This window comes from Campylobacter sp. BCW_6464 (assembly GCF_001762775.1).
In the GTDB taxonomy this organism is placed as follows: domain Bacteria; phylum Campylobacterota; class Campylobacteria; order Campylobacterales; family Campylobacteraceae; genus Campylobacter_D; species Campylobacter_D jejuni.
The window spans coordinates 16609-33713 of the sequence record NZ_MJXM01000048.1 but is presented as its reverse complement, the minus strand read 5'-3'; the positions used below and the strand labels follow the sequence as shown (position 1 = coordinate 33713).

Genomic DNA, 17105 nt, shown 5'->3' with positions numbered 1-17105 from the left:
GAAATAAAATATTATTAAACCTTATTATACACAATTAAAAGTAAATTTAATATTTGAATTTTTTCTTGTATTTTATAAGAAAAAACTAAGACTTATAAGAAATATTTTTCTCAAATTCTTTTAAACGCTTATATATGCTTCTAAGTTGAGTGATAGTTGTCCAGTTTGTGATAAAAACACTAAAAGAGCTTCGCACTTGATCAAATGCATTATTAATCTGCATTACAATACCAAGTCCTATAGCTCCAGCAAAAAGCCCTGGTGCCATGATTAAAAATGGCACTATAACTATCATTTGCTCAAATAAAATGAGCCAAATATTAAAATATCCATAATGTAAAAAAAGTCTTTTATAGTTAAATTTAAGCCCTGTAAAAAGCTCTATCATAGTCTCATTTTTAGCGTATTCTTTGCGATTATCCTCAGCATAAACAAGCTCTTTTCTAAAAGCTGCTTCAGCTTTTTGATTGTTATATTCAAGTCCAGGAAGCTTAATACCTACAAACCATGACACAACCAAGCCTCCTAAAGAAATCAAAAGTGCAATATAAACAAGCAAACCATCAATGTTTTTTAAAAAATAAAAAGAAGAATTTTCGCTTAAATTTGCAAATAAAGCTTTACTCACAACATCACTTAAACTCCATAAAATCGGAATAAATGCTACAAGGGTCATCAAAGCTTTTATAAAACTAAGTCCTAAACTCTCTACGATTTTAGAAAAATTATAAGTATCTTCTTGAATTCTTTGCGAACTTCCTTCTATATTATCATCTTTATTTTTCCAAAATTTTAAATAAGAAAAAGTCATAGCCTCACGCCACTTAAAAGCATAGACGCTAGCAAAATAGATATTAATTGTAGCGATTAAAACATAAGGAATAGCAATAGCCAAAAAAACTAAAATCAAAGCATAAAAATCACTTGCTGAATAATTTGGCTTTTCAATCATAGCCCTAGAGTTGAAAAAATATTCTAATAAATTTTGATAATAATACAATGCGCCTTTATTGATAAAATTAGCTTTTTGGAAATTTTGCTCAGCTCTTTGATTAGCCTCTTGGATTAAAGTGGCATTATTTTCAAGATTTTCTTCTATTTTTTGCGTAGAATTAGAATCCAAAAGTTCTATTTTTGGCTTTTGTAAAACATTGTAAAAATCACTATACCATGAATTGATCGCAACATTTAAGCTTGTTTGTATATATAAGAAAAATAACAGTAAAAAAAGTCCCAAATAAGCCCATAAAGCCCATTTTTTACTTTTAAAAAACGAAGAGAACATAATCATCACCTTTAAAATAAAAATTCTAATAAACTTTTTTTAATGAAAAGTTTATTTTTTACCTAAATAGTCTTTAATATTGTAATCAATAGGCATAACAAAACTGATTTTATCACCATTTTTTAACATTTCTTTAGGCGGTTTTGGCAATGGAGAAGCTCTTTTAAATAAACTTAAAGCTTCATCATTGAGCGCTGCATAAGGGCAAGATTTTTTAAGCTCTTTGCTTAAGACATTTCCGCTTTCATCAATGCTTACGCGAATTCTTACAACGCCTTCTTGTTTTTGCATTATCGCTTCTTGAGGATATTTTTTAAATTTAGTCAAATGAGCCATAAGCAAAGCTTGATAGCTTTTAACTTGTTCTTTGGCATTGCCACTTACTATAGTTTGTGTTTTATCTTCATTACTTTGTAGCGGAGCACTGAGCGATTCATTTTTAAATTTTGAATTTTCACTTGCATTAGCTATTTCTTTTTGAGCTTGGTTTTCATCTTGCTTTTCAATCTTTTTTTGAACTTTTAATACAGCATTTTTATCTTGAGAATTAAGACTTATTCTTTCGTCTTGTTTTTTGTTTTTATCTTGAGAATTACTCTTTTTTTGATCAATCGAAACTTCTTTTAATTCCCCGATAGGAAGCTCTGATACCATCATAATGGAAGTAAATTCCGCTCCTTGTTTAAAATCAACACCACTTGATTTTTCTTGAGTATAAAAAGAAAAAAGGAAAAACATTAATACTAAAGTATGCAATATCAAACTTAACACAAACCCAAAAATCACACTAGACTTCATACTAATCCATCTTTTTACTTGAAAGAGCTATTTTTCCATAGCCATTCTCTTTTAATTTTTGCATTACTTGCATAATATCTTCATACTTTACACTTTTATCGATATGAAAATAAATAATTTCTTCTTTATTGCCTTTGGTTTTTATATCTAAAGCACTTGAAAGATTTTCTAGGCTTAATTTATCATCATTAATAGCCAAAGTATTATCAGTATTTAAATAAAGTATGATGGGATTTTTAAGCTTATCCTCTGCTTGCTGCGAACTCTTGGGTAATTCTATTTTGATAGAACTTGTGATAAGAGGAGTAACAGCCATAAAAACAATCAATAATACAAGCATAATATCTATAAAAGGAGTTATATTGATCTCACTTAACTCCTCTTCTTTGTGAGCCATTTCAGTTTTTATCATTAAAATAACTCCTATGAAAAAGTATATAGACAAAATTTGCAAGCTCATCTAAATGGTGCATAAGTTTTAAATTTTTTCTTGTAAGATAATTATAAAAAAGCACCGCAGGGATAGCAGCTATCAAGCCAAAAGCTGTAGCAAACAAGGCTTCAGCTATACCAGGCGCAACGACTGCCAAAGAAGCATTGCCAAGATTTGCTATACCTATAAATGCATTCATAATTCCCCAAACTGTTCCAAAAAGCCCTATAAAAGGTGCGCTAGCACCTATGCTCGCAAGCAAACTCAAGCCATTTTTGCTTGCTGTGATTTGCTTTGAGATGGTATTTTGCAAACGCAATTCTATACGCTCTTTTATGTGATCATTTTTATATTCACTTTTTTCAAGCTCATCTTGAATTTCTAAAGATAAAACACCTGCAAAATCTTTTGTCTGATCTAATTCATTGAGATTTTTTAATTCTTTTATCTTTTGTATAGACAAGTCTAGATTTTTTTTCATAAAATAAAATTGCATAAGCTTAGAAATAAAAACTGCCCATGCTAAAATGGAAAATAAAACCAATATATAAATAACACCTTTTACCACCTCATCAGCATTTTGATAAAGACTAGAAAGAGAAAGCTCTATTTTAGGTGCTTTGGTTTCTATCTTAGAAGAATCAAAAGATAAATTTGTATCTGTTGCATTTGCTTCTGCATTTAAATTTAACAATAAAAAACAAAATAAAAACATTTTTTTAACATTTGTATATTCCTTAATATTTATATTCAAAACTTACTATAAAAGTACGGCCGCGAGCAGAGTTATTATAAATATAAATAGGATCAAATAACCCTCCAGCATTTTGACTATCACCAGTATTATAAGTATAAAGCGCATCCATATAGTTTTTGTCAAATAAATTTTGTATCTCTGCTTTGATTGTAAAGTTTTTCAAAATTTTATAATTTACATAAAGATCAACGATAGTTGGTATTTTTGGTAATTCATCTGTAGTTTTAAGCGGAGCCATAGCATCAGGATTACTTGGATCATCATCCAAACTGCCTACAGGAGCTACTCTCTTTGCTTTTCCTGTATATTTAGCAAGAGCTCCTAGGATTAGTTTTTCTTCAAATAATCTTACACCCATATCAAGATTAGCATAATGCTCTGGAAGTTGAGCAAATTGACTTTGGCCTGATTGCGCTCCACCTGTTTCTAAAGATTCTGTATCTGAAAATTTATGCTTGGATTTTTGATAAGTGTAAGATAGTATAGAATAAAAAAACCCCGTATCGTATTTAAATTCAAGCTCAACTCCGTGGAATTTAGCTTTTTCATCATCATTTAATTGCATAAGAAAGATAGTATCGTCAGCTTTTTGCCAATATCTTCTATTATAAATATAATTTTTTACCTTAGTATCATAATAAAGCACTTTAAAACCTAAAGTATCATTATTGTTTAAATTTTCATGTGTAAAAGAATTGAAACCGATTTGATAAGTATCTGCACTTTCAGCCTTTAAAAATGTGTTCATATTATGCTCAAAACTTGCATCATGGGTAAAAAAATACTCTTGGACATTTGGGATTCTATGACTTTTAGAATAAGAAATAAAAGGATTAAAAAGCGGATGGATATCTGCTGAAAGCATTAAAGAATAATTAAAATTATTGTAATCCTTTTCTAAATTTGTCGCATTTTTTGGCTGACAATAAGGATTAGCCATGCTACAAACTCCCTTATATCCACTTAATTGTGCATTGATCCAATTGACATTAGAATTTAGGGTGAAAATGCCCTTTGTAAAACTCGTATCCAAATAAAGGGTTTTAATATCTTGTTTTCCTTTAGGATAAAAACTAGTCAAAATATAAGGCAAAAGCACTCTATCTTTTGGAAAATCATTGCTATAATGATTATTTAAAATATTAATCCCATAAGTAAAATACAAATTTGAATCTTGTGAAAATTCTTTATTCATGGTATTGCTAAGATCAAAAGTTACCGCTCGATTTTTAGTCTTAACTCCACTCATATCGTGATAACCCCAAGTGCTGCCTTGATTATACTTTTGCTTTCCGTCATTATAAGCAAATAAAAATTTTAAATCCAAAAGATTAGAATCAGGATTTAAACGATAGTCAATTTGATAAGTATCATTTGCAATCTTTCTACCTGCAAGATTGTTCTTATAAGCTCTATAGTTTAAAATCGCCTCATTGATATCAGATTTGTATTCTACTTTAAAGAGTTGACTTCTAGGCTGATTATAAAGATTGTTTGGATTTATAGGTGCTGCTAAATTATCATCTGGAATGCCATTATCATCAGTGTCAATTGGGGGTTTTTGATCGCCTATATAGCCTCCACCTCCGATTTTATAATTTTGAGAAACATTTTGCCCACTATAAGCAAATAAAATGCCTAAATTAGCATTATTTTCTAACATAGTTTTTCCTGCTATAGCACCCATAAAATCAGGCCCTATAGCATTGCTACCATAAGAGTATTTTCCCAAAAAACCAAAAACTCTTCCTTCTTGTACTATATCATCTACACCTATAGTTCTAAAATTAGCCGAACCCATTAAAGCATTAACCCCATTTGCTCCATTAAAAGTTCCACGATTAACATCTAAGGCGACTAAAAAATTTTTATCTATTGGAGCTGTAAAACTTGAAGTTCCAATTTGCCCATGAAAGCTATCATCACTTGCAGAACCAAAAAAAGTTTGAGTTACGCCATCAATTTGTGTATTTACTCTTCCAAGTCCTGTCATACCGCGAATATTTACTGAAATTCCCCCCTGTGCTTGATCTACTTGAGTATAAGCACCAGGAACACTACGTACTATAGAATCTATACTTTGAGTGCTTGAATTTAAATTATCTCTTGTGCTTGTTGCTCCAGGAGTTACAAAGGGCTTTTCATCGTTTTTGATTTTTGAACCTGAAATTTCAAGACTATCAAATTCTAATTCTTCGGAAAAAGCATAATTAGCAAAACATAAACCCATAGCACAAAATAAACTTAATTTTTTCATTAATTTTTCCTTAATAATAAATAAAAGTATAATCACTGTCTTTTAAATCCATTCCTCCATAGTTTAAATTCACTACAACTATTTTTTTGCTGCTTTTAAAATCTTGTATATGTAAAGGAATTCCTATTTTTTTACTTGTATGATAGCTTCCAGCTAGCAATAAAACTTTATTTGGATGATGAACCAATACATCCGCCATACGCCTGTCTTTAAATTGCTGAATTTCTACTAATTTATCTACCAATTTTTTATTTTCTTCAGGATTTAACTCATGGCTTAAGGATATAATGTCAAAAAGTTGTTTTTTTACTTCATTTGTGGTTGAAACATAACCCTTTAAGGGCTGAGCCCCATTATAAATACTTGTAATTTCTGAGCGTGAAAGATTTGCACCTAATATTTTTGACCTTGAATAAAAAACCACATTGACAAATTGCTCATAATCTTTCCATTTCCAGATTTTATCCCAGTTTAGCGCATTAGCAAGTTCGTTAGCCTTAATGTTTTTTTATTTTTTAAGGCTTTATCCAAGTGATTTTGTTCCGTGCTTGCTAGCATTTCTAAAGCTACATCAAAGCTGATATTTTGAGAACTTAAATTTCCTTCTAAAGCATTAAAAATCATAACTTGACTTATCTTGTGCTTTGCTTCATCGTGTTTTTCGCCAAGCAGTATCACATCTGCTTTTAGCAATTCTAAAATCATATCTTCAAAAGAAATCTTTTTTTGAGTATGCATATCAAGTATATAAAAATCTTTATTTTCTTGAAGTGGAGATGATTTTTGCAAAACGGTACAAGCATTAAAGATAAAACCTATAAATAGCGTGCCTAGTATAATATAAAATTTCATTATCATTGTTACCTTCTTAGCAAATAATTTTTGATATTGAATATTAATATTTTATATATAAAAATACTATTAAATATTTATATTAAAATTTAATTAATTATAATTATTATCAAAATTTATTATAATAAAATGAAAATATTTATCAGTTATAAAATTATTAAATTATTTTATATTTACTTTTTAATATTAATATTTCTTATCAAAATATTTAAAAAGGAATTAATGTCTATGAAAAAAATAATTTTATTTTTACTATGCGTTGGCTTTGCTTTTGCTTGCTCTGAACATTCTCATACTGATTTTAAAGATCTTAATAAAACCAAGTATAATTCTCAATAAAGGATAAAATATGAAAAAAATCTTCTTTATGTTTTTAACGGCTTTTTCATTTTTAGGTGCTAGCGAGCTTAATATTTACTCAGCAAGACATTATGATGCTGATTTTGAAATCATAAAAAAATTCGAAGAAAAAACAGGCATTAAGGTCAATCATACTCAAGCTAAAGCTTCAGAACTTATTAAAAGGCTTTCTCTTGAAGGAAATAACTCTCCTGCTGATATTTTCATCACAGCTGATATTTCAAATCTTACAGAAGCTAAAAATTTAGGACTTTTATCCCCTGTTTCATCAAAATATTTAGAAGAATTTATACCTGCTCATTTAAGAGATAAGGATAAAGAATGGTTTGCGATTACAAAAAGAGCAAGAATTATTGCTTACAATAAAAACGCAAATATCGACATTAGCAAAATGAAAAATTATGAAGATTTAGCAAAAGCTGAATTTAAAGGAGAAATTGTCATGAGAAGTGCTACAGCTCCTTATAGCAAAACTCTTTTAGCATCTATTATAGCTAATGATGGAAGTAAAGAGGCTAAAGCATGGGCTAAAGGTGTACTTGAGAATCTTGCGACAAACCCAAAGGGTGGGGATAGAGATCAAGCCAGACAAGTATTTGCAGGCGAAGCTAAATTTGCAGTTATGAATACTTATTATATAGGGCTTTTAAAGAATTCTAAAAATCCAAAAGATGTAGAAGTGGGGAATTCTTTGGGTATTATTTTTCCTAATCAAGACAATAGAGGAACGCATATTAACATTAGCGGTATTGCTATGACAAAATCAAGTAAAAATCAAGATGCGGCTAAAAAATTTATGGAATTTATGTTAAGTCCTGAAATTCAAAAAATTCTTACTGATAGTAATTATGAATTTCCTATAAGAAATGATGTAGAATTAAGCCAAACGGTAAAGGATTTTGGAACTTTTAAAGAAGATCAAATTCCTGTGAGTAAGATAGCAGAAAATATTAAAGAAGCTGTTAAAATTTACGATGAAGTCGGTTTTAGATAATGTATAAAACCTTAAAATACTATAAACTCGGGGCAATTTTACTTGCCCTTTTTCTTGCTTTGCCTATTTTTGGTATTTTTGCTGAACTTTTTTATATTTTATTTCAAAATTTTAACACAAATGTTTTAACCCAATTTTCATCTATTAAAGAAAATTTGAGTCATTTTTTTGATTATTTATTTTTAAAATTCATCAAAGATACTTTTATAATTAGCGTGGGAGTATTGTGTTTAAGCTTGATTTTGGGTGTGAGTTCTGCTTATTTGATCGCAAATTATGATTTTTATTTCTGTAAAATTTTAGAAAAATTACTCATTTTACCCTTGGCCATACCTGCTTATATTTTAGCCTTTGTTTATGTGGGAATTATGGATTTTCAAGGATTTTTTCATGAAAATTTTGGCTTTAGGATAGATTTTTTCAATCATTATGGTGTTATTTTTGTTTTGGCTATTTCTTTATATCCTTATATTTATTTATTTGCTAAAACAGCTTTTAAGAGTGAAGCTAAAGAGGCTTATGAAGTAGCTAAAATTATGAAATATTCTGAATTTAGAATTTTTACACGCGTGGCACTTTTGAGCGCAAGACCTGCCATTTTTTCTGGAGCTTTATTGGTTTTAATGGAAACTTTAAGTGATTATGGTGCAAGTGCTTATTTGGGAGTGGATACTTTTTCGGCTGGAATTTTTAAACTCTGGTATGATTTGAATGATTCTTATTCTTCTAGTGTTTTATCGGGTATTTTAATGCTTTTTGTATTTTTGATTATGTATGTGGATTATTATTATAAAAATAAACATCATTATAGTTTTAATCAAAATTTAACTCTTTTTATCAAAAAAAGGAAATTAAATCCTATTAAACAAATTCTATCCTGTATTTATTGTTTTATGATTGCTTTGGTAGGTTTTATTTTACCTTTTATTTGGCTAGTTTATTGGGGGCTAAAAGATCATAAGCTTTTTGAATCACAATTTTATATTATCAGTTTTCAAACTATAATCTTAGCTTTAATCACTGCTTTAATTACCACTTTTTTAGCTTATTTTTTGATGTTTAGTTCTAGGATAGTTAAAAATCATTTTTTTAATTTATTTATTTTAAAAATAAGTTCTTTGGGTTATTCTATACCTGCTGCTGCTTTAGGGATTAGCATTATAGTGCTTTTTGTATTTTTGGATAAAATTTTTCACATGAGTTTATTGGGAAATTCTTTATTTGTTCTTGTTTTTACTTATATAATTCGTTTTTTAGCGAGTGCAATTTATTCTTTAGAAGGAGGATATAATAAAATTCATCTAAATATTGATGAGGCAAGTTTAAATTTAAGAGCGAGTTATTTTATTTTATTTTTTAAAATTCACACACCTTTAATGAAACATTTTTTATTTTTAGCTTTTATTATTGTTTTTATTGATACGATTAAAGAACTTCCTTTAAGTAGAATTTTAGCACCTTTTGGCTTTGAAACTTTAAGTGTTAAAGCTTTCTGGTTTGCAAGTGATGAAAGAATTTATGATGCAGCTTTGCCTTCCTTGTTTATCGTTTTTCTTTCTTTAATGGTTGTTGTTTGGATGGATAAAATCACAAGGAAAGATGATGTTAGAAATTAAAAATTTATCTAAAAATTTTGGAAAAATACAAGCTTTAGAAAATATCAATCTTCATGTCAAAGAAGGAGAATTTTTAAGCATTTTAGGAGGTAGTGGAAGCGGAAAAAGCACGCTTTTAAGGATTATTGCTAAGCTTGAACAAGCTAGTTCTTATGATTTGTTTTCTTGCAAAGGTGAAGTGGCTTTGATGTTTCAAAATTATGCTTTATTTCCTCATTTAAATGTTGAGAAAAACATACTTTTTGCACTTTACGATAAAAAAGATAAAAATCAAATTTTAAATCATTTGCTTAAAACTTTTGAAATTGAAGATTTAAGATATAAAAAAATCGATGAAATTTCAGGAGGGCAAGCGCAAAGAGTGGCTTTTGCTAGAGCTATAGCAAGAGGATGTAAGCTTTTGCTTTTAGATGAACCTTTTTCTAATTTGGATCAAAATTTAAAACAGGATTTAAGAAGAGAATTGAAAAAAATGATAGAAAATCAAGGCATTACGGCTATTATGGTAACTCATGATATTGAAGATGCTTATTGCATGTCTGATCAAATCGCTTTTTTAGAAAAAGGAAAAATCTTAGCTCATGCAAATCCTAAAGAGCTTTATTTTAAGCCTGATTTTAAAAGTGCGCAAATTTTACCTGATTTAAATATCATAGAAGAAAAACTTGATTTAGAAGATGAATTTTTTGCTTGGATAGCTTCAAAAAATTATATTTTTGGTTATGCAGAGCTTAAAATAGGAAATCGCTTTGAGGCTAAAATTTTACAAAAAGAATTTTTAGGGGCTTTTTATAGACTTAAGTTAAGATATAAAAATATAGAATTTTTTATGTTATTAAGTTCAAATTATAACTTAGAAGAAAAAATAAATTTTGATATTATCAATTTTTAGCTAAAATTCCTAAAAATCTTTTAAGGACAAATTTCATGAAAAATCTTTTAATCATAGGCGCAGGTGGGGTAAGTCGTGTGGCTACTGTAAAATGCGCAATGAATTCTGATACTTTTAGCAAAATCACTTTAGCTAGTAGAACAAAAAGCAAATGTGATGAGATCGCTGCTTTTATCAAAGAGCGTTTAGGGGTTCAAATTGAAACGGCGCAAATTGATGCTGATGATAGCAATGCGGTTGTAGAACTTATCAAGAAAACAGGAGCGCAAATTTTACTCAATGTTGCTTTGCCTTATCAAGATTTGAGTTTAATGGATGCTTGTATAAAAGCAGGGATTGATTATGTAGATACGGCAAATTATGAACATCCTGATTTAGCTAAATTTGAATACAAAGAGCAATGGGCGAGAAATGATGAGTTTAAACAAGCAGGAATTTTAGGACTTTTAGGAAGTGGATTTGATCCTGGTGTAACTAATGTTTTTTGTGCCTATGCACAGCAAAATTTATTTGATGAAATTTCTTATATAGATATTTTAGATTGCAATGCAGGTGATCATGGCTATGCTTTTGCGACCAATTTCAACCCTGAAATCAATCTACGTGAGGTTTCTGCTAAAGGGCGTTATTGGGAAAATGGCAAGTGGATAGAAACAGAGCCTATGGAAATAAAAATGGAGTGGGATTATCCAGAAGTAGGTGTGAAAGATAGCTATTTGCTTTATCATGAAGAACTTGAAAGCTTGGTAAAAAATATCAAAGGTTTAAAAAGAATACGCTTTTTTATGACTTTTGGACAAAGTTATTTAACTCATATGAAATGCCTTGAAAATGTTGGAATGCTAGGGATTAAACCTGTGATGCACCAAGGAAAAGAAATCATTCCTATAGAATTTTTAAAAACCTTACTTCCTGATCCTGCAAGTTTGGGACCACGCACCAAAGGTTATACCAATATAGGTTGTGTGATTCGTGGTAAAAAAGATGGAAAAGACAAGCAAGTTTATATTTATAATGTTTGCAATCATGAAGAATGTTATAAAGAAACTGGTGCACAAGCTGTGAGCTATACTACAGGTGTTCCTGCTATGATAGGTACGAAATTAATCGCTAAAGGGATTTGGCAAGGAAAAGGCGTGTTTAATATGGAAGAATTTGACGCTAAGCCTTTTATGGAAGAGCTGAATTCTCAAGGACTTCCTTGGAAGATTATCGAAATGACTCCAAGCTTAGGAGAGTAAGTGCTAGAGCACTTACTTTTGTCCTATATAAATAAAGTGCTCCACACTGCCTTCAAAATTATATAGATTAATTAATTCATAATCTCCCCAAAATAAAGGTTTAAAAGGTTTAAAATCTTCTTTTAATTCTTCTATGTCTTTAGTAAAGCGTATATATGAAGAACCGCTCAATCTACCACTTGGACATCCTTTTACTTCACGTAAGCCATTATCCATAAGTTCTCCTCTTTCATACATACTATAGCCTTTATCACTCATCATAGTTGCAAATATAATAGCTCCTTCATTGCATAGTTCATAAAATTCTTGCACAGCTTCTTTAAAAGCTTGTTTTGTAAGATAATATAAGCTTTGATTTGCAAATATAAAATCCATTTTTGTATTGAAGAGTTTTTTAAAGCTAGAATTAGGAGATATGATGTGAAAATTTTTAGAATCTAAGCAAGGATCTTTTTCCCAAACTTTTTTTAAACTAGGAACTATATCAATGCCATAAGGCTCTATACCCCCCCCCAGTTATATTTTTAAAATACTTAGAATGCACTCCATTTCCGCAACCAAAATCAAGTAATTTTCCACTTGTTTTGCTTAGTTTGTATTTTAAGATTCTCTCGTAAAATCTTATAACATGACCATCAGGATATTGAAGTCCATAACCTTCTTTGTCATATTTTTGAGTATATGCAGATAAAGAATTATCCATTTTTGCTCCTTTTCGTATAGAATTTTGACATTAAGCCAAAATTCATTCTAACACAAAAAGGATTAAAATTATTTTACAGGGTGAAGTTCATTTGCATAAAAACTAACTGATCCCATACCTTCTTTTAAAGCCCATTCATAAGCTTTTGCAACAAATTCCCAATTGATATGAGCATAGAATTTCTCTAAATAAGCAGGGCGTGCATTACGATGATCTACATAATAAGCATGTTCCCAAACATCTACAACAAGTAAAGGAACTTTATCTTCAGTAATCGGTGTAGCTGCGTTTGAAGTGCCTACAAATTCTAGCTTTTGATTTTTAGTATTATAAACTAACCAAAACCATCCTGAACCAAAAACTCCTGTAGCACCTTTGATGAATTCAGCTTTGAAATTTTCTAAAGATCCAAATTCTTTTTCTAGCGCCGCTTGTAAATTAGCATCTATACTTTGACATGAACCGCCACAACCACAGCCTGTACTTGGCTTAATGCAATCAAAATAAAAATCATGATTATAAACTTGAGCTGCGTTATTAAATACGCCCCCATTTGAAGTTTTGATAATACTTACAAGATCTTTACCTGCAAATTCAGTATCTTTGATAAGATTATTTAGATTTGTAACATAAGTATTGTGATGTTTTCCATGATGATAGCTAAAAGTTTCAGCACTCAAAAAATCACCAAAAGCATTGGTATCATAAGGTAATTTTCTTAATTCAAACATAATTTCTCCTTTATTTTTAGTTTGATATTGAAAATATTACCATAATAATATTAAAAAGAGTAAAAATATCTTAAAAGCTTAGTGGGTAAAATTTCTATTTATTTAATCTAAATAAAATAAGATATATTTATAATATATTTTAATAATAATTTAAATGTATATAAAAAATTATATTTTTTGAAATATTTTTACAAAAAATATCTATTTGTTGGTTTTTAATAATTACAATTAATTTGCAACTAAAAATTATTCATAAGGAGGAAAATATGAAAAAAGTTGTACTAATCTCAGCATTACTAGGTGCTCTCGCAGCTAATGTTTTTGCAGCTAATACTCCAAGCGATGTGAATCAAACACATACAAAAGCTCATCATTCAAAAGCTAAAGCTGATAAAAAACATGAAGCTAAAACTCACAAAAAAACAAAAGAGCAAACACCAGCTCAATAATGCCCAGCCTTGATATAAGTCTATAATAGACTTATATCAAAAGCTATCCGTATTCTACAAAATAAATTATTAATATTTATTAAATTTTAATAGAAAAATGAAAAAATAGTTATTTTAAAAGAAAAATTAAAAAGTGGTGACCCATACGAGACTCGAACTCGTGTTACCGCCGTGAAAGGGCGATGTCCTAACCGCTAGACGAATGGGCCACTTTTAAGGAGTAAAAAATAAAAATGAAATTGAATTATATATATTTATTTCTTAAAATTTAATTAAATATATCAAAATTATGTGATTTTTATCTTTGTTTGATTATAATTTCATCTTCAATTTTTTATAAAATTTTAGGATTTATTATGGATTTTTATAGTCTTATTTTTTTATCCTGTGCTTTAGGAATGGATGCTTTTGCTGTATCACTATGCAAAGGTTTTAGTGTTAAAAAACTACATTTAAAACATTATCTTATTGTTGGAATTTATTTTGGTGGATTTCAAGCCTTGATGCCAACTATTGGTTATTTTATAGGTATAACTTTTGCATCTTTTATTGCGAGTATTGATCATTGGATAGCTTTTATTTTACTTTCTTTAATAGGATTAAAAATGATCAAAGAGTCATTGGAAAATGAAAATTGCGATAGTAATGCCAACCAATTTGGCTTTAAAACCATGCTAGCTTTAGCAATTGCTACGAGTATCGATGCACTAGCAGTTGGTGTGAGTTTTGCATTTTTAAATGTAAATTTATTATTAGCCATATTTTTAATAGGTATTATTACCTTCATTTTATGTATCATTGCTCTAAAAATAGGAAATAAATTTGGAATTTATCTTAAAAATAAAGCTGAACTTTTAGGCGGATTGGTTTTAATTATATTAGGAGTAAAAATTCTAGTAGAACATTTATTTTTCGATTGAAAATTTCATTCTTAAAGTAGCTAAAGCTTTATCAAATTCCAAGGCTTTACTTTGAAATTTTTTATTAAAAGTTCTTTGTCTTTTGGCAAGTTGCGTAGTATGTATCGAGATTAAATTTTCAAGCTCTTTAAAGGAAATTTCTCCATCTAAATATTCTTTACACTCTTTCAAACCTATAGAATTTAATGCTTTAAGCTTATGATCAAATTTAGAAAAAAGAATTTTTGCTTCATCTAAAAGTCCATTATCAAGCATTTCTTTTGTTCTAGTTTGAATACGTTTTTTTAAAATTTCTTTATCCCACTCAAGCTCATAAATTTCTATATCTTTAAGCACCCCAGTTTTTTGTGTTCTTTTTAAAAATTCACTAGGAATTTCTCTTGTTTGCTCATAAATACCCAGCCATTTTTTTAATCTATAAGTATCATTTTTTTCTATTTTATAGTTTGGATCAATATTTAATAAAAGAGCATAAATTTCATCATTATTTAAAGAACTCTTTGACTCTAAGGTTTTTTCACTCAAACCATCTATCATAGTTTTTAAATAAAATCCAGTTCCACCTACTATAATTAGAGGTAAATTTCTAGCTAAAGCAAATTCTTTTGCTTTTTGATATTCTCTTATGAATAGCTCAACATTAAAATGTTCATTCACACTCAATAAATTTACCCCAAAGTATTTTATACTCGCAAGATCATCTTGTGAAGGCTTGGCACTTGCTATATTAATTTCTTTATAAACACAAAGACTATCAAGACTTAAAACAACAGCATCAAATTCTCTTGCTAAAGTATTAGCTATGTATGTTTTTCCACTCGCGGTTGTTCCTATTAATGCTATTTCAAAAAACATTTTAATATTTATCCTAAAATTTATAAAAATTTTAGTAAAATCATAGCAAAAAATATTTTAAAGTAGAAAAATGAACACATTCTGGATAAAATTTAAAGATATTTTAGAACTTGTAGTATTTAAGCATTCTATTTTTGCTTTGCCTTTTTTATTTTCCTCTATGATTGTAGCATCAAAACTTGCAAATGACACTGCTTGGTTTGGTTTTAAGGCATTGATTTTAGGCATTATTTGTGCGGTAAGTGCAAGAAATTTTGCCATGGCTACAAATCGTTTAATGGATGAAGATATAGATAAGGATAATCCTCGTTGTGCAAATCGTCCTAATGTCAGTGGAAAAATAGGTAGAAAAAGCGTATGGATTTTTATTATTATTAATGCACTTATTTTTATATTATGTTCTTATTTTATTAATACCTTGGCTTTTTATTTGTCTTTTCCTGTGCTTTTTGTATTGGCTATTTATTCAGCTTTTAAACGCTTTAGTTCTTTAGCGCATTTAGTTTTAGGATTTTGTTTAGGACTTGCGCCTATTGCAGGAAGCGTTATAATTATGGGTGAAATTCACATTTATAGCGTTATTTTATGTTTAGGTGTAACTTTTTGGACAGCTGGGTTTGATCTGCTTTATTCTTTACAAGATATGGAGTATGATAAAAAAATAGGACTTCACTCTATCCCTACTAAATTTGGCTCAAAGGCTACTTTATTTATATCAGCTTTTTGCCATATTTTAGCGGTATTATTTTGGCTTCTTTTTGTGTGGGAAGTTTGGGGTGTAGCACTTGGAAAAATAGCACTTACTGGGGTAATTATAAGCGGTATTATTTTAGCCTTGGAACATAAAATTGTTCACAAGAATTTTGCTCATATTGATAGAGCATTTTTTACTCTCAATGGTTATTTAAGTATTATCTTTTTTATTTTTATTTGGATTGATTTATTATGGAATTAACACTTTTTAAAGCAGGATTTGAAGCTCATTTAGAATGTTGTAAAATAGAAAATAACCGTTTTCTTGGAGAATACCTAAAACTTGGAGCAATTTCTCAAATTTTAAAATGGAAAAAACTTGCTTTACGCATTGATTTTGACGAGGGTGAAAAAATTATTTTTGATCTTCTTTTAAGTCTAAAAGAAGATATTTTAAGGCTTGAAAATTCTTTAGATAAAAATAAAGAACTTATACCGCTTAAGCAAAAAGGGGTAGTAGAATCTTTGAATTTTGAATATCTAAATTTTTTGGATACTATTTTAGAAGAAGATAAAGAATATTATTTAAGATTTGATTTAAATAATCAAAAAATAGCTATTTTTATCAAAGCTCAAAGTCAAACATTGGCAAAAATTATCAAAATTAAGCCCGAAGACAAAATGGCTTTTGATGCTTTTGTTGTTGAAATTCAAAGAAATATGATAAGAAATAAGAAAGGCCAAGAATGAGTGATGATGTACTTTATTTAGTTTTTATAATTGTGCTTTTAATTGCAATGCTAGCCTATATGAATATCAAAGAAAGAGAAAATAATGCAAAAATAGCAAAACTTCAAAATGTGATAGAAGATATTACCAAAGAACTTCATTATTTTCGTAAAGAATTAGGGGTTAAAGATGATAGCGAAGAGGATGAAGACTATAAAATCTCTCTTTTAAAAGAAGAAATTATGATTGAACTTGATAAACAAATCAGTTCAAAAATCACTCCTGTTTTAAGAACACTAAAAACTATGGAACATATCATAGAAGATTTTCAAAATGAACAACAAAATCGTCTTTTAAATTTGGAACAAAAAGCACAAAGCATGGCTAAACTTACACCAAATTACGATACAGAAGAACAAAAAATAGAAAATCTTTTCAAAGAAGGAAAAAGCATAGAACAAATCGCTAAAGATTTACGCATTGGCACTGGAAATGTAGAACTTGTCTTAAAATTTAAGAAATTAATAAAATAGAATGGAA

General features: G+C 28.9%; 17 protein-coding genes, 1 tRNA gene and 3 pseudogenes. 10 read left to right on the top strand and 11 right to left on the bottom strand.

Annotated elements, in window-relative coordinates:
* Positions 1–85 precede the first annotated feature (85 nt).
* The 6 genes and pseudogenes from AJ885_RS06290 to AJ885_RS06265 all read right to left on the bottom strand — a co-directional run bounded on the left by AJ885_RS06290 (position 86) and on the right by AJ885_RS06265 (position 6382).
* A complete protein-coding gene (locus tag AJ885_RS06290) occupies positions 86–1291 on the bottom strand; it encodes a putative transporter (protein ID WP_079477065.1) in 1206 nt (401 codons plus the stop codon).
* 45 nt (positions 1292–1336) lie between these two features.
* Positions 1337–2083, bottom strand: coding sequence for an energy transducer TonB (locus AJ885_RS06285; protein ID WP_002867104.1), 747 nt, complete (start codon positions 2081–2083; stop codon positions 1337–1339).
* A 1-nt stretch (position 2084) separates the two neighbouring features.
* Positions 2085–2495 (bottom strand): biopolymer transporter ExbD, encoded by a 411-nt coding sequence (locus AJ885_RS06280; protein ID WP_002851714.1) that lies wholly within the window; start codon positions 2493–2495, stop codon positions 2085–2087.
* Positions 2482–3242 (bottom strand): annotated as a pseudogene (locus AJ885_RS06275) (MotA/TolQ/ExbB proton channel family protein). Before AJ885_RS06275 ends, AJ885_RS06280 begins: the two are co-directional and overlap by 14 nt.
* Before the next feature lie 11 nt (positions 3243–3253).
* The gene (locus AJ885_RS06270; RefSeq protein ID WP_070280886.1) at positions 3254–5530 is read right to left on the bottom strand and encodes a TonB-dependent receptor domain-containing protein; all 2277 of its coding nucleotides are present in this window, start codon (positions 5528–5530) and stop codon (positions 3254–3256) included.
* A 10-nt stretch (positions 5531–5540) separates the two neighbouring features.
* Positions 5541–6382: pseudogene (locus AJ885_RS06265) on the bottom strand (ChaN family lipoprotein).
* A gap of 222 nt (positions 6383–6604) precedes the next feature.
* Between AJ885_RS06265 and AJ885_RS06260 the strand changes: the two are divergent.
* The 5 genes and pseudogenes from AJ885_RS06260 (at position 6605) to AJ885_RS06240 (ending at position 11485) form a co-directional block, all read left to right on the top strand.
* Positions 6605–6735: pseudogene (locus AJ885_RS06260) on the top strand (hypothetical protein).
* Positions 6732–7736, top strand: coding sequence for a Fe(3+) ABC transporter substrate-binding protein (locus AJ885_RS06255; protein ID WP_002870690.1), 1005 nt, complete (start codon positions 6732–6734; stop codon positions 7734–7736). The pseudogene AJ885_RS06260 and the gene AJ885_RS06255 overlap by 4 nt, the downstream one beginning before the upstream one ends.
* Entirely contained in the window at positions 7736–9352 is a 1617-nt protein-coding gene (locus AJ885_RS06250; protein ID WP_070239767.1) for an ABC transporter permease, read from the top strand. The genes AJ885_RS06255 and AJ885_RS06250 overlap by 1 nt, the downstream gene beginning before the upstream one ends.
* Positions 9336–10244, top strand: a complete 909-nt coding sequence (locus tag AJ885_RS06245) for an ABC transporter ATP-binding protein (protein ID WP_072223564.1) — start codon at positions 9336–9338, stop codon at positions 10242–10244. The genes AJ885_RS06250 and AJ885_RS06245 overlap by 17 nt, the downstream gene beginning before the upstream one ends.
* Before the next feature lie 35 nt (positions 10245–10279).
* On the top strand, positions 10280–11485 hold the full coding sequence (locus AJ885_RS06240; protein ID WP_002881175.1) for a saccharopine dehydrogenase family protein: 1206 nt from the start codon (positions 10280–10282) through the stop codon (positions 11483–11485).
* Between the two features lie 12 nt (positions 11486–11497).
* Here the strand turns inward: AJ885_RS06240 and AJ885_RS10670 are convergent, their stop codons facing one another.
* From AJ885_RS10670 to sodB, 3 genes are all read right to left on the bottom strand, one after another.
* Complete coding sequence (locus AJ885_RS10670; RefSeq protein ID WP_002870694.1) at positions 11498–11860, bottom strand: hypothetical protein; 363 nt, start codon at positions 11858–11860, stop codon at positions 11498–11500.
* Positions 11861–11969: 109 nt separating this feature from the next.
* Positions 11970–12188 carry a hypothetical protein gene (locus AJ885_RS10665; protein ID WP_002857297.1) on the bottom strand — a complete coding sequence of 73 codons (219 nt, stop codon included), beginning with the start codon at positions 12186–12188 and terminating at the stop codon, positions 11970–11972.
* Positions 12189–12256: 68 nt separating this feature from the next.
* Entirely contained in the window at positions 12257–12919 is a 663-nt protein-coding gene (sodB, locus tag AJ885_RS06225) for a superoxide dismutase [Fe] (RefSeq protein WP_002851662.1), read from the bottom strand.
* 266 nt (positions 12920–13185) lie between these two features.
* On the opposite strand from sodB, the gene AJ885_RS06220 reads away from it, so the two are divergent.
* Entirely contained in the window at positions 13186–13368 is a 183-nt protein-coding gene (locus AJ885_RS06220; RefSeq protein WP_070239765.1) for a hypothetical protein, read from the top strand.
* 134 nt (positions 13369–13502) lie between these two features.
* Here the strand turns inward: AJ885_RS06220 and AJ885_RS06215 are convergent.
* Positions 13503–13577, bottom strand: a tRNA-Glu gene (locus AJ885_RS06215).
* Positions 13578–13724: 147 nt separating this feature from the next.
* Here AJ885_RS06215 and AJ885_RS06210 point away from each other — a divergent pair.
* Complete coding sequence (locus AJ885_RS06210; RefSeq protein ID WP_070210601.1) at positions 13725–14288, top strand: manganese efflux pump MntP family protein; 564 nt, start codon at positions 13725–13727, stop codon at positions 14286–14288.
* On the opposite strand, the gene miaA is transcribed toward AJ885_RS06210, so the two are convergent.
* Positions 14274–15143, bottom strand: a complete 870-nt coding sequence (gene miaA, locus AJ885_RS06205) for a tRNA (adenosine(37)-N6)-dimethylallyltransferase MiaA (protein ID WP_070210600.1) — start codon at positions 15141–15143, stop codon at positions 14274–14276. The two genes, AJ885_RS06210 and miaA, sit on opposite strands and share 15 nt — an antisense overlap.
* Before the next feature lie 70 nt (positions 15144–15213).
* Between miaA and mqnP the strand changes: the two genes are divergently transcribed.
* Genes mqnP through AJ885_RS06190 form a run of 3 tightly spaced genes read left to right on the top strand, consistent with a single transcriptional unit; the run spans position 15214 to position 17098 of the window.
* Positions 15214–16098, top strand: coding sequence for a menaquinone biosynthesis prenyltransferase MqnP (gene mqnP / locus AJ885_RS06200; protein WP_070239763.1), 885 nt, complete (start codon positions 15214–15216; stop codon positions 16096–16098).
* Entirely contained in the window at positions 16089–16586 is a 498-nt protein-coding gene (locus AJ885_RS06195; protein WP_002860983.1) for a hypothetical protein, read from the top strand. Before mqnP ends, AJ885_RS06195 begins: the two co-directional genes overlap by 10 nt.
* Positions 16583–17098 carry a DUF6115 domain-containing protein gene (locus AJ885_RS06190; protein WP_044778712.1) on the top strand — a complete coding sequence of 172 codons (516 nt, stop codon included), beginning with the start codon at positions 16583–16585 and terminating at the stop codon, positions 17096–17098. Before AJ885_RS06195 ends, AJ885_RS06190 begins: the two co-directional genes overlap by 4 nt.
* The last annotated feature ends 7 nt before the right edge of the window (positions 17099–17105 follow it).

What these genes read in the sequence shown, in the direction of transcription:
- AJ885_RS06290 (WP_079477065.1), bottom strand. Translation starts at nt 1,291, where the DNA reads ATGATTATGTTCTCTTCGTTTTTTAAAAGTAAAAAATGGGCTTTATGG.
- AJ885_RS06285 (WP_002867104.1), bottom strand. Translation starts at nt 2,083, where the DNA reads ATGAAGTCTAGTGTGATTTTTGGGTTTGTGTTAAGTTTGATATTGCAT.
- AJ885_RS06280 (WP_002851714.1), bottom strand. Translation starts at nt 2,495, where the DNA reads ATGATAAAAACTGAAATGGCTCACAAAGAAGAGGAGTTAAGTGAGATC.
- AJ885_RS06270 (WP_070280886.1), bottom strand. Translation starts at nt 5,530, where the DNA reads ATGAAAAAATTAAGTTTATTTTGTGCTATGGGTTTATGTTTTGCTAAT.
- AJ885_RS06255 (WP_002870690.1), top strand. Translation starts at nt 6,732, where the DNA reads ATGAAAAAAATCTTCTTTATGTTTTTAACGGCTTTTTCATTTTTAGGT.
- AJ885_RS06250 (WP_070239767.1), top strand. Translation starts at nt 7,736, where the DNA reads ATGTATAAAACCTTAAAATACTATAAACTCGGGGCAATTTTACTTGCC.
- AJ885_RS06245 (WP_072223564.1), top strand. Translation starts at nt 9,336, where the DNA reads ATGATGTTAGAAATTAAAAATTTATCTAAAAATTTTGGAAAAATACAA.
- AJ885_RS06240 (WP_002881175.1), top strand. Translation starts at nt 10,280, where the DNA reads ATGAAAAATCTTTTAATCATAGGCGCAGGTGGGGTAAGTCGTGTGGCT.
- AJ885_RS10670 (WP_002870694.1), bottom strand. Translation starts at nt 11,860, where the DNA reads ATGGATTTTATATTTGCAAATCAAAGCTTATATTATCTTACAAAACAA.
- AJ885_RS10665 (WP_002857297.1), bottom strand. Translation starts at nt 12,188, where the DNA reads ATGGATAATTCTTTATCTGCATATACTCAAAAATATGACAAAGAAGGT.
- sodB (WP_002851662.1), bottom strand. Translation starts at nt 12,919, where the DNA reads ATGTTTGAATTAAGAAAATTACCTTATGATACCAATGCTTTTGGTGAT.
- AJ885_RS06220 (WP_070239765.1), top strand. Translation starts at nt 13,186, where the DNA reads ATGAAAAAAGTTGTACTAATCTCAGCATTACTAGGTGCTCTCGCAGCT.
- AJ885_RS06210 (WP_070210601.1), top strand. Translation starts at nt 13,725, where the DNA reads ATGGATTTTTATAGTCTTATTTTTTTATCCTGTGCTTTAGGAATGGAT.
- miaA (WP_070210600.1), bottom strand. Translation starts at nt 15,143, where the DNA reads ATGTTTTTTGAAATAGCATTAATAGGAACAACCGCGAGTGGAAAAACA.
- mqnP (WP_070239763.1), top strand. Translation starts at nt 15,214, where the DNA reads ATGAACACATTCTGGATAAAATTTAAAGATATTTTAGAACTTGTAGTA.
- AJ885_RS06195 (WP_002860983.1), top strand. Translation starts at nt 16,089, where the DNA reads ATGGAATTAACACTTTTTAAAGCAGGATTTGAAGCTCATTTAGAATGT.
- AJ885_RS06190 (WP_044778712.1), top strand. Translation starts at nt 16,583, where the DNA reads ATGAGTGATGATGTACTTTATTTAGTTTTTATAATTGTGCTTTTAATT.